General features: G+C 54.4%; 10 protein-coding genes. 6 read left to right on the forward strand and 4 right to left on the reverse strand.

Translation table 11 applies throughout. The features are described 5' to 3' along the window. Positions 1 to 190: 190 nt before the first annotated feature. From xni to queF, 3 genes are all read right to left on the reverse strand, one after another. Positions 191 to 946, reverse strand: a complete 756-nt coding sequence (gene xni, locus B880_RS0100840; protein WP_017345490.1) for a flap endonuclease Xni — start codon at positions 944 to 946, stop codon at positions 191 to 193. Between the two features lie 35 nt (positions 947 to 981). Further along, positions 982 to 2,346 (reverse strand): nucleotide 5'-monophosphate nucleosidase PpnN, encoded by a 1,365-nt coding sequence (ppnN, locus tag B880_RS0100845; protein WP_017345491.1) that lies wholly within the window; start codon positions 2,344 to 2,346, stop codon positions 982 to 984. A gap of 173 nt (positions 2,347 to 2,519) precedes the next feature. Beyond that, positions 2,520 to 3,365, reverse strand: a complete 846-nt coding sequence (gene queF, locus B880_RS0100850) for an NADPH-dependent 7-cyano-7-deazaguanine reductase QueF (protein WP_026042341.1) — start codon at positions 3,363 to 3,365, stop codon at positions 2,520 to 2,522. 67 nt (positions 3,366 to 3,432) lie between these two features. Here queF and syd point away from each other — a divergent pair, with 67 nt between their 5' ends. The 5 genes from syd to B880_RS0100875 all read left to right on the forward strand — a co-directional run bounded on the left by syd (position 3,433) and on the right by B880_RS0100875 (position 7,403). After that, positions 3,433 to 3,978 carry a SecY-interacting protein gene (syd, locus tag B880_RS0100855; protein ID WP_017345493.1) on the forward strand — a complete coding sequence of 182 codons (546 nt, stop codon included), beginning with the start codon at positions 3,433 to 3,435 and terminating at the stop codon, positions 3,976 to 3,978. 599 nt (positions 3,979 to 4,577) lie between these two features. Continuing rightward, positions 4,578 to 4,907, forward strand: coding sequence for a YqcC family protein (locus tag B880_RS0100860; protein ID WP_017345494.1), 330 nt, complete (start codon positions 4,578 to 4,580; stop codon positions 4,905 to 4,907). Beyond that, entirely contained in the window at positions 4,907 to 5,686 is a 780-nt protein-coding gene (gene truC, locus B880_RS0100865; protein WP_017345495.1) for a tRNA pseudouridine(65) synthase TruC, read from the forward strand. The genes B880_RS0100860 and truC overlap by 1 nt, the downstream gene beginning before the upstream one ends. 11 nt (positions 5,687 to 5,697) lie before the next feature. Next, the gene (locus B880_RS0100870; protein ID WP_017345496.1) at positions 5,698 to 6,138 is read left to right on the forward strand and encodes a flavodoxin; all 441 of its coding nucleotides are present in this window, start codon (positions 5,698 to 5,700) and stop codon (positions 6,136 to 6,138) included. Between the two features lie 119 nt (positions 6,139 to 6,257). Then, on the forward strand, positions 6,258 to 7,403 hold the full coding sequence (locus B880_RS0100875; protein WP_017345497.1) for a glycerate kinase: 1,146 nt from the start codon (positions 6,258 to 6,260) through the stop codon (positions 7,401 to 7,403). Here B880_RS0100875 and barA read toward each other — a convergent pair. Beyond that, positions 7,392 to 10,115 carry a two-component sensor histidine kinase BarA gene (gene barA, locus B880_RS0100880; protein ID WP_026042342.1) on the reverse strand — a complete coding sequence of 908 codons (2,724 nt, stop codon included), beginning with the start codon at positions 10,113 to 10,115 and terminating at the stop codon, positions 7,392 to 7,394. The two genes, B880_RS0100875 and barA, sit on opposite strands and share 12 nt — an antisense overlap. A 57-nt stretch (positions 10,116 to 10,172) precedes the next feature. Between barA and rlmD the strand changes: the two genes are divergently transcribed. Next, positions 10,173 to 11,489, forward strand: coding sequence for a 23S rRNA (uracil(1939)-C(5))-methyltransferase RlmD (gene rlmD / locus B880_RS0100885; protein WP_017345499.1), 1,317 nt, complete (start codon positions 10,173 to 10,175; stop codon positions 11,487 to 11,489). Positions 11,490 to 11,510 lie beyond the last annotated feature (21 nt).

The raw sequence follows: 11,510 nt of genomic DNA on the forward strand, positions 1-11,510 counted from the left end.
GAAGCTTACTCGCCCCGGTCATCCTGCTTCATACTTTGCACTACAGCTGCGTTGGCAGCGCTTGATCACCCCGGTTACATACTGGAGTATGCTCCCGGGGATTCCCTACCTTGCTGTAGCACAAATTATTTTGCAGGAACGTACGGTGCTCTTAAACAAAAGTCACTGAATAATCATTGATATCAATCTGTTATGCCTGATAGCGCAGCGTATTCAAATTCCCCTGTAGGACCAAATCGCGTTTCAGCGTGGATACCTGGCGGCAGATTTCTGCCATCTCCTGCTGGTCGCGCAGCTTTTTTTGCCACTTTTCCGGAACCTGGTCCAGATGCTGATAGATCGCCTCCAGCGTGCCGAACTGCATCAGTAATTCGCGTGCGCTTTTGGGGCCAATGCCCGCAACCCCTGGAATTTTACTGCTGCTGATGCCGCACAGCCCCCAGTAATCGGGCAGTTGGGCAGGCGCTACGCCAAAATCTTGCTCAATAAAAGGCACATCCAGCCAGCGCTTCTGAAAATAGTCACGAATGCGGATAGCCGGGGCTAACAGCTGGCAATAGCCCTTATCGGTGGAGACAATTGTCGCCTGGTGTCCTGCATCGGCCATTTTCACTGCCAGCGTGGCGGCCAGATCGTCGGCTTCATCCCGATCGGCTACCCAGCAGCGCACGCCAGCGGCTTCAAACGCGGCCTGTAGTGCCGGCATTTCGGCCTGGAGATCGTCAGGCATGGGCGGTCGGCCCGCTTTATAGTCCGGCAGTAGCTGATGTCGCCAGCCGGGTTGACGGCTGTGGCTATCGAATACGGCGACCACATGTGTGGGTTGTGTATGGCCCAATAGCTGGTGCAGTGCTGTGATGCAGGCATCGCGACAAGGCGAGCCCTGGACAGCATGGAGCCGGCGGATGAGGTTGAGCGCATCCACAATAAGAAGGTGAAAAGCCATAATGATTTCAGGCAGCCCGCAGGCTGCCTCCTGGGTTATTTGATGATTTCGTAGCAGGGCGTGTAAGCACTACCTGGCAGTTTCATGCGGTGCTGGGCAACAAACCCCTGCAGCAGTTCGTCCATGCGGTGCATGATGTCCGCATCGCCATGCAGTTTGAACGGGCCTCTTTCGCGGATTTCGCGGATACCCATCTCTTTTACGTTACCTGCGACAATGCCTGAGAAAGCCCGACGCAGATCGGCGGCCAGTTTTTCCGCCGGTTGGTTGGTAAACAGATTGAGATTCGCCATGTTTTCATGGGTCGGTGCAAACGGCTGTTGCAGATCGGCATCAATGCGGATCGACCAGTTAAAGCTGTAAGCATCGCCGGTTTCACGACGATGCTCTTTGACCTGCGGCATGGCGCGTTTCATCAGGCGAGCCACTTCGGCGGCATCATCAATAATGATTTGATAGTGTGCACGTGCGCTCTCACCCAGCGTATTGACGATAAAATCGTCCAGCACGCGGAAGTAATCAGCACTCTCTTTTGGCCCGGTGAGGATCAGCGGCAACACCTGCTCTTTGTTGTGTGGGTTCATCAGAATACCCAACAGATAGAGCAGCTCTTCGGCGGTGCCTACGCCACCAGGGAAGATCACGATACCGTGGGCGATACGCACGAACGCCTCTAGCCGTTTTTCAATATCCGGCATGATGATCAACTCATTGACCAACGGGTTTGGCGGCTCGGCGGCAATAATAGAAGGTTCGGTTAAACCGATAAACCGCGAGTCGTGATTGCGCTGTTGTGCGTGGCCCACCGCCGCACCTTTCATTGGGGCTTCCATCACGCCCGGACCGCAGCCGGTACAGATGTTTAGCTCACGCAAACCTAACTGGGTACCCACATTACGGCAGTACTGGTATTCAATGGCGTTGATGGAGTGACCACCCCAGCACACGACCATATTGGGATATTCCCCAACGTGCAGTGCGCGGGCATTCCGCAGGATAGAAAAGACCTGGTTGGTGATTTGCACGGAGTCCGTTGAGGCGGGGTCCGCCAGGCGGCTGCCGGGCGTGAGCTGGCCATTAACGAATAAGATGTCTCGCAATACCGCGAACAGGTTAGCCTGCAATGAGCGGATAATGCGCCCATCAACAAACGCCTCTTCCGGCGGGTTAATCAGTTCAAGCTTCACGCCACGTTCGCGGCGTAACACGTTAATATCAAAGCTTTCGAAGCGGGAGAGCAGTTCATGGCTACTGTCGGTCTGGCTGCCGGAATTCAACACTGCCAGTGAACAGTTGCGAAACAGTTGGTAGAGGTCGCTGCTCGCGGTGCGTTTGAGCATGTCGACTTCCAACTGGGAGAGCAAATCCATGGAGCCAAGTGGGCTGATATGTGTAATCAAGTGAACTCCTTTACACCCGAAAGGCGTGACTGATAACGCTGTACGAACAGAGAACGCGTTGCCACGCTCCCTGTAGCGGCGACCCTCATGGTCACCGTCTTTACTGAGATTAACGTTGTTCCCGGTCTCTGCTCAAGTCAAATGACACAGCCTGCGAAGCGACTCGCAAAGCGTTACTGGCGCACCAGTCTGGAATGGCCCGGCGTGAATGGCACGTTGCTACGCCACGGATTGATATCCAGGCCACCACGGCGGGTGTAGCGGGCGTAAACCGTGAGTTCGGTTGGCTGGCAGAAGCGCTGAATATCGTTGAAAATACGCTCAACGCACTGTTCGTGGAATTCGTTGTGCTGGCGGAATGAGACCAGATAGCGCAGCAGCGCTTCGCGATCGATACGAGCACCTTTATAGCGAATCATGACCGATCCCCAATCCGGCTGGTTGGTGATCAGACAGTTTGATTTCAGCAGGTGGCTGACTAAGGTTTCATCCACGACGTCCGTGCCCGTCGCGTTTGCCAGGTAATCGGCGTTAAAGCCGTAATCGCTGATCTCAATATCCTGCTCGTCGATGCACTCACCGGCAAAATGACCAATCGGTTGGCCTTCAATTTCACTCAGACGGAACAGAACCACCTCAACATCCCCCTGAGCGCAGGCGCTAAGATCGCGTTGTAATGTCTGGCGTACCTCATCCCAGCCAGCAAACTGCGTCTGGTTGAAGCTATTGAGGTAGAGTTTGAAGCTCTTCGATTCAATCAGGTTGAGGCTGTCTGCATTCAGGACAATTTCACCCACGGCAACCTGGGGTACCCCTTTGCTGTTCAGCCAGGAGAGTTCATACAGCGTCCAGAGATCGGCGCCGTGGAACGGCAGATTGTCAGGTTGTAGCCCTAAAGGATCGCGGTTAAGGCTGCGTGGCACCGCTTGTAGCAACGTGTTGTCGTAGCGATCGTGGTAAGCTACCGACTTACCCAGCGTCAGGTTGCTCAGGGCCTGATCCTGTTTTTCAGAAGACATAGAAAGGTCATCACTCAGTTTGAACATATCTGCTCAGTGTAACCTATCAGAAGTGAGAATATGAAAGATGCCGCATACTGCTGATGCTCTGCGTGATTTTACCGCCCGCTACTGTCTGCGCTGGCAGCAAATTTATGGGCATCCGCCCGCGAGTGAAGCGCTATACGGTATTGCTTCTCCCTGCATTACGGAAACCCGAGAGAGCGAAGTGCTGTGGCAGCCGCAGCCGTTTACGTTGGGTTCGACGCTGGAGATGATTGAACGGGCGCTGGATATTCGCCTCCAACAGGATGTTGCCGCGTTCTATACCACCCAGTTTGCCGGTGATATGAGTGCGAAATTTGGGGAGCGAGCGCTGACGCTGCTGCAAGTGTGGAGTGAAGATGACTTTGAGCGGTTGCAGGAAAACCTGATTGGTCACTTGGTGATGAAACGTCATTTGAAGCAGAGTCCAACACTGTTTATTGCCACCACCGATTCAGAACAGGAAATTATTTCGCTATGTAATCTTACCGGTGAGGTGGTACTTGAGCGTCCGGGAACGAAACATCGTGAAATTCTCGCCGATAAAATTGAGAGTTTTCTTAATGGATTACAACCAGTTACTCCTTAATTTGCAGAGCTGAACCCGTGCTGTTGTGAGAGATCTCTCACAACAGCTGTAAGAGATCCATCACTTGTAAGATTAATTTTTTTGTCTCTATTTTTGTAAAGATATTGTGAATCATGAACTTATTGAAAGAATTCGCGTCGCGAGGCTTTAACAAGAATAAGTTATTAATTTCGGTATCTTGCTTAAGATTCAGAATATGCCAGAATGTTTCTCATTAGCAGGACGCTAAAGGATGAAGATACAGCTTGGAGCTGTAAGCCAGGAGGCGGGAACGTAACGGAGCTTACGTCACACGGAAGGCTTCAGGATGAAGCAGGATCGCTCAGGATTGAGTAAAGGACACCTCCAGGAAGGAGAATGTGAGCCAGTGAGGATGACTGGTGGGCCTGGATGCCGAATGGATTAGCGTCATGATGACGAGTGGCAGGATGTCACACGGGAAGAGTTGTCACGGATGAGCAGGGAGCACACAAGTAGCTGGATAGCTGCAAACGAGAATCGGGAGCACTGTGTAAACAGTGCTCCCTTTTTTATTGGTGCTTCCCGGTGGCCGCAAATGGTATTCTTGCCGCCCAATTTTTGGCTTTACGGAGGCGTGTATGACGCTGCAACAACTTCTTCAACAGCGGCTAATACAGGCCGAAACCCTGATGCGTGAGCATCAACTCTGGCAACTTGACGCTCCCGCTGCGGAATCATTAGTCAGCGATCAACCCTTCTGTCTGGATAAACTGGAGCCGCTTGAGTGGCTACAGTGGATCTTTATCCCGCGTATGCAGGCACTGCTGGATGCCAACGCACCGCTGCCGATGAATTTCGCTATTGCACCTTATTATGAAGTGGCGCTGCCGGATACGACGCCGGGGCACGGGGTGTTACTGCTGACGCTAAAACAGATCGATGCGCTGTTCGTGCAGGACAGTGACTGATGCTGGAGATCATTTATCAGGATGAATGGCTGGTTGCGGTTAACAAACCCAGTGGTTGGTTAGTGCACCGTAGCTGGCTCGATCGTCATGAGAAAGTGTTCGTCATGCAGACCGTGCGCGATCAGATTGGTCAGCACGTGTTTACCGTGCATCGCCTTGACCGTCCCACTTCAGGTGTGTTGCTGATGGGGCTCTCCAGTGAGGTTGGGCGTTTGCTGTCACAGCAGTTTGAACAGCATCAGATTCGAAAAACCTACCATGCGGTGGTGCGCGGCTGGTTACAGGAAGCGGCCACGCTGGATTATCCGCTGCTGGAAGAGATGGATAAAATCGCGGATAAATTCGCAACGGCTCCCCGTGAGGCACAGCCCGCAGTGACCGATTATAAAGGCCTGGCGACCTGCGAAATGCCGGTGCCGATTGGCCGTTATGATGCGGCGCGCTACAGCCTGGTGGAGCTTGCTCCTCACACTGGGCGCAAGCATCAGTTGCGCCGTCATATGGTGCACTTGCGTCATCCGATCATTGGCGATAGCAAGCATGGCGATCTCAAACAGAATCGCGGTGCGGCCAGCCACTTTGGGATGAACCGGCTGATGCTGCACGCCAGCCAGCTTGAGCTGACCCATCCCATCACGGGAGAAGCGTTGTGTTTGCGTGCCGGGCTGGACCACGTCTGGCAAGGCATGTTGACGCAGTTTGGCTGGCAGGATCAGTTGTCGCATCTGCCACGGGTTGAGTTTCTGCCCACCCCAGGCGAGGATATCGTCGGCGAATAAGGAGTCTTACCATGGCGAAAATTGGCATATTTGTAGGTACGGTTTACGGTAACGCGCTGCTGGTTGCTGAAGAGGCGCAGCCAGAGCTTGAGGCGCTGGGGCATGAGGTCAAGGTGTTTGAAGATGGCACGCTGGAGGACTGGCAGAAGTACAGCCAGGACGTGGTGCTGGTGATCACCTCGACCACCGGTCAGGGCGATCTGCCGGATAACATTCGTGCGCTATTCGCCTCTTTGCAGGATCAGTATCAGCCCACGCTGCGCTACGGCGTTATCGCTCTGGGTGACAGCAGCTATGACAACTTCTGCGGGGGTGGTAAGCACTTCGATGCCTTATTGCAGGAGCAGGGGGCACAACGTGTGGGTTCCCTGCTTGAAGTGGACGCCATCGAAAATCCTGAACCTGAAGAAGTGACAACGCCGTGGGTCAAGCAGTGGGCGGCCCAACTCTAACCTTCCACGCCGGTTTCTGCCGGCGTTTTTCTTTACGCTAGCCACACTTTTTCTAATCGCGCTATGCTTAGCAGTTCTGCGCCTGCGCGCCATTTCTGTTCTGCCACAGGGGACAACCGGTGAAAATTGTCATTGCACCCGATTCATGGAAAGAGAGTTTATCTGCACTTGATGTCGCCACGGCTATCGAAGCGGGCTTTCGCGAAGTCTACCCTGATGCACACTATGTCAAAATACCGCTGGCCGATGGCGGTGAAGGCACGGTAGAGGCGATGATCGCCGCGACCGGAGGTTCGTTGATCGCTTTGCCGGTCACCGGGCCACTCGGGAACAGCGTGGAGGCTTTCTATGGCCTGTCTGGTGATGGACATACGGCTTTTATTGAGATGGCGGCGGCCAGCGGCATAGAGTTGGTGCCGCCAGCGCAGCGTAATGCGTTAATCACGACTTCTCGGGGGACCGGGGAATTAATCTCTGATGCGCTGGCAAGAGGTGTACGCCACCTGATTATTGGTATCGGTGGCAGTGCGACCAATGACGGTGGGGCGGGAATGCTTCAGGCACTCGGTGTGAAGCTACTGGATCAACAAGGCACCGAGATCGCAGCAGGTGGCGCAGCGCTGGCTGGGCTGCACAAGATTGAGACTGCGGCACTCGACAGCCGCCTCAGCCAGTGCCGCATTGAGGTGGCCTGTGATGTGACCAATCCCCTGACCGGTCCACAAGGTGCTTCCGAGGTGTTTGGTCCACAAAAAGGGGCGACAGCAGAAGACGTGCAACAGTTGGATAAAGCGCTGGCACACTTTGCGAGCCTGATTCAGCGCTACCTGGGTGTGGCCGTTGCGGAAGTACCCGGTAGCGGTGCCGCCGGTGGGATGGGGGCGGGATTGCTGGCTTTCTGTCAGGCAACCCTGCGCCCAGGCATTGAGATCGTTACCGAAGCGCTCCAGCTTGAAGCGCAGCTAGGGGATGCCGATTTGGTGATCACCGGAGAAGGGCGCATAGACAGCCAGAGCGTACAGGGTAAAGTGCCTGTCGGCGTGGCGCGGCTGGCGCAACGCGCGGGCATTCCTGTCATTGGTATTGCGGGCAGCCTGACGCCTGATGTGGGCGTAGTGCATGCGCATGGCATTAATGCCGTCTTTAGCGCGCTGTACCGTATTTGCACCCTGGAAGAGGCGCTGGCCGCCGCGGCGGAGAATATCCGCCTGACGGCGCGCAACGTAGCCGCGACGGTGAAACTCGGGCAGCAACTAGCGCTGTAACAGCGCTTCAGCAGCCCGTGCGACGTTCTGCATTTCATCCAGCAGTTCCAGCAACTCCGGTTCTAAATCGTCAATATCACTGGCTTTAAGCAGCTCTTTCTCCAACTGATGACAGAGCTGCTTCATGCGCGGTACGCCGCTGTAGCTGGCGCTACCGTGCAGTTTATGGATGATTTCTCGCAGGCCGTTCACTTTGTTTTCATCCATGTAGCGGGTGACCTTTTCCTGCACTTCGGGCAAGAAGTCGAGCAGCATTTGCAGCAGGTCACGTGCCAGCTCGGGTTTGTTGGCCGCCTGGCGTAGCGCCAGATTCCAGTCCAGGCTGGCATTCAGGTCGCTCTTTTCCGTCATTAATGACGTGGGCACCGGGGCATAGCGCGCCAGCAGTTGACTCAGTTTGCTCTCATCAATCGGTTTAGCCAGATAGTCATTCAGGCCCGCTTTGATCAACTCTTCACGCTCGCCATCAATCGCGTGGGCGGTCACGGCGACAATCGGTGTCTGGGCATGATTAGGCAGGCTGCGAATAATTTCACTGGCACGAATACCGTCAATATCGGGCATCTGAATGTCCATCAGTATGACGTCCAGAGTGCGCTGGCGGGCCTGGCTTATCGCCTCACTCGCACTGCTACACAGAATAATTTCCTGAGTCTGCTCCTCCAGCAAAGTGCCAATCAGTTTCAGGTTAGCGGGGTTGTCATCCACCGCCATCACCGTGAGCGGCAAACGCTCAGAGACCGGCAGCGGACTTTGCTGACGGGCGTGTAAGTCAAACAGCATTGGCAGCAGGCGCGTCATGGAGACGGGTTTCGCAATACAGCCATCAATTCCTTGTGCTTTGAGTTTGTCTGCCAGCAGCATTTTCTGGGTCGGCAGGGCGAGAATGACGCAGTCGGCTCGCTGGAGCAGTGAACTAATCCAGCGCTTATCTAACAGGGCACGTGCGCTGATATTGACCGGAATACCTACCAGCATCAGTGGGTAGTGCCGATCACCCAGCGCTTCCAGGGAGGGATAGTAATCCACCTGTAGCGGCGTGGCGCTGAGCATGTTGCGCACAGCGCGGCTGGCAGAGGCATGCGGTTCTATATAGGCCACCGCGACTTCTGACAGCGCCTCCAGCACGCGCGGCATACTTGAGGCATTAGGGTTGAGGTGCAAAGGGATGTTGACGGTGAAGGTCGAACCTTCGCCGGCCTGGCTGGTAAAGCTAATTTCCCCGCCCATTTCACTGACCAGTTTCTGAGTGATCACCAGCCCCAGCCCGGTGCCACCATGACGGCGTGAAATACTGGCATCTGCCTGGCGAAATGCCTGGAACAGCTGAGATTTCTGCTCAGATGAAATGCCGATCCCGCTGTCGTGCACATTGATGACAATTTCAACCTGGGTTGCGTCTAGCGAACGTCGTTCAACCTGCAAATCAATGGTGCCTTGCTCGGTGAACTTGACGGCATTCCCAATCAGGTTAATTAAAATCTGCTGGAGGCGCAGTGGATCGCCAATGACGTTATCCGGCACGCTGCGGTCAACGTGCACCGTTAGCTCCAGCATTTTGTCGTGTGCGGACGGGGCCAGCAGCACCAGCGTTTCGTCAATGGTGGCACGCAGGGGGAACGGAATAGACTCCAGCATCAATTTACCCGCTTCCAGTTTCGAGAAGTCGAGCACGTCATTAATGATGCTCAACAGGTTGCTGGCGGAGCGTTCAATGGTGTGCATGTAGTCGCGTTGCGTGGTGCCAAGGTCAGTTTTTAGCATCTGACGCGTAAAGCCAATCACGCCATTTAACGGAGTACGTAGCTCGTGAGACATATTAGCGAGGAACTCGGATTTGATACGTGCCGCTTCCTGGGCGCGCTTTTTGGCTAAATCCAGCTCGACATTCTGGATCTCTAACTGTTCCAGCGTTTCCCGCAGATCCCACGTGGCCTGATCGATATTGTGCTGCATCTCTTCATGATACGCCGTGAGGGACATGGCCATCGCGTTGATGCCATTTTTCAGAATGCTCAGCTCACCCAGCATGTAACCTTCGACCCGGCTATCTAACTGACCGCGACGAATGCGGTCCACCGTGCTGACCATATTCCGAATCGGACCGGTGACATCGCGCATCAGGCGATAAGCGAACAACATGGCAATACACAAGCAGAACAGCAGTAGCAGGGTCGCGACAAAGACTTCTTTATATTGCTGGAGCCTGACTGACTGGAGATCCAGTTCGATCGCGACATAGCCTAATCGATCGCCACCCGGCGTCTCTTCGCTGTCGAGTTCATCGGAGGTATAGCGGACGGAGGTGATGGGTGCGCGCAAAATAATGTGGTCATTGTGGCGCTGTTGAGTGATTTTCGTTGGCAGTGCAGCGATATCTTCTTGCAACGAGAGACTGAGATCTTCGTTACCGTTCGACGTGACGTAAAGGCGATTGTTGTTGTCGTAGATGGCAATCGCACGGACAATATTAGAATGACGACGATGCAATAGTCCGGTCATGGCATGCAGTGCCGCCCGGTTGTGCCACATCATGCTGTATTCGCTGGCAATGGCCAGTGGTTCAATGATGTTGGAGCCGGAATCAATGACCTGATGTTGTAGTTCGTTGTAACGGTGTACAACAAAAAAGGCGCTGAGCAGCAAGCCTATCATCAGTGTCGGTGCGAGGATCAGAATCATCATTCTTGCCCGCAAGCTGTATTTCGTCATGAGTGTCGCCCGGCCTTATCATCCCTGGATACTGGAAATTAGAGAAATCGCATTACTATGGCGCAATTTTACTCCGCAAAACAGCGTGTGACGACCCGTCAACGCCTTACCGTCACGATTCAGGACCTTGATCCCTTTGGTCAAGGCGTGGCTCGCCATCAGGGGAAGGCCCTGTTTATCAGTGGGGCTCTGCCGGGTGAGCAGGTAGAAGTCACCCTACAAGAAGAAAAAAAGCAGTATGCACGCGGTAAAGCAGTGCGTTTGCTGAGCACCAGCCCAGAGCGCGTTACGCCGCGTTGTCCGCACTACCAACAGTGCGGGGGATGTCAGCAGCAGCATGTCAGCGAGGCGTTGCAGCAGCGCAGTAAAGCCCAGGCTCTGGGGCGGATGTTATCGGCGGAAGCGCACCGTACCGTCGCAATAGATGAAGTGATTGCCGGAAAGCCGTGGGGCTACCGCCGTCGTGCCCGACTGGGATTGCAGTGGCATGCTAAGCGCCAGGTCTTGCAGATGGGCTTTCGACAGGAAGCCAGCAACGATCTGGTGCAGGTTCAGCATTGCCCTGTTTTGGTGCCCGAGCTTGAAGCATTGCTGGTGCCGCTGCACCACTGCTTGCAGAGCCTGAGGGCAGTTAAACGTCTGGGCCATGTGGAGCTGGTGTTAGCGGAAAATGGCCCGCTGATGGTATTGCGTCATCTGGATGCACTGCACGCTGAAGATCGTGAAAAACTGGAACAGTTTTCGCATATCAGCAATGTGATGCTGTTTCTGGATGGCGGAGAAGGCGCGATTTGCCGCGCAGAAAGTGCGAAACCCTACTATCGTTCATCCGGCATGAACCTGAATTTTAACCCACAGGACTTTATCCAGGTAAACGATCGCGTTAATCAGCAGATGGTGGCGCGTGCGATTGAGTGGCTGGCGCTGGAGCCAGACGATCGGGTGCTGGATCTGTTCTGTGGTATGGGCAACTTCACACTTCCTGTTGGAAAACAGGTACAAATTGCAGTTGGCGTTGAGGGTGTTGCAGCTTTAGTGGAGCAGGCAGCGTATAATGCGCAGGTTAATAATCTGCAAAATGTCACCTTCTATCAGCACAATCTGGAAGAAGATGTGACTCACCAGCCATGGGCTGCGCAGGGTTTCAACAAGGTGTTACTGGATCCGGCACGTGCCGGTGCCGCAGGGGTAATGGCACACGTCGTTAAACTTGCGCCGCAACGCGTGGTCTATGTCTCCTGTAACCCAACAACACTTGCTCGCGATAGTCAGACACTGTTGTCGGCGGGTTACCATTTGGAAAGGGTCGCGATGTTGGATATGTTCCCTCATACCCGCCATCTCGAGTCCATGGTGCTGTTTAGCAAAGCATAAGCAACACAACGTTGTGATGGC

It is taken from the genome of Pantoea sp. A4 (assembly GCF_000295955.2).
Classification (GTDB): Bacteria; Pseudomonadota; Gammaproteobacteria; order Enterobacterales; family Enterobacteriaceae; genus Pantoea; species Pantoea multigeneris.

Excerpts from the sequence above, each read along its gene's own strand:
- barA (WP_026042342.1), bottom strand. The coding sequence starts at position 10,115 with ATGACGAAATACAGCTTGCGGGCAAGAATGATGATTCTGATCCTCGCA.
- B880_RS0100870 (WP_017345496.1), top strand. The coding sequence starts at position 5,698 with ATGGCGAAAATTGGCATATTTGTAGGTACGGTTTACGGTAACGCGCTG.
- truC (WP_017345495.1), top strand. The coding sequence starts at position 4,907 with ATGCTGGAGATCATTTATCAGGATGAATGGCTGGTTGCGGTTAACAAA.
- xni (WP_017345490.1), bottom strand. The coding sequence starts at position 946 with ATGGCTTTTCACCTTCTTATTGTGGATGCGCTCAACCTCATCCGCCGG.
- rlmD (WP_017345499.1), top strand. The coding sequence starts at position 10,173 with ATGGCGCAATTTTACTCCGCAAAACAGCGTGTGACGACCCGTCAACGC.
- B880_RS0100860 (WP_017345494.1), top strand. The coding sequence starts at position 4,578 with ATGACGCTGCAACAACTTCTTCAACAGCGGCTAATACAGGCCGAAACC.
- queF (WP_026042341.1), bottom strand. The coding sequence starts at position 3,365 with ATGTCTTCTGAAAAACAGGATCAGGCCCTGAGCAACCTGACGCTGGGT.
- syd (WP_017345493.1), top strand. The coding sequence starts at position 3,433 with ATGCCGCATACTGCTGATGCTCTGCGTGATTTTACCGCCCGCTACTGT.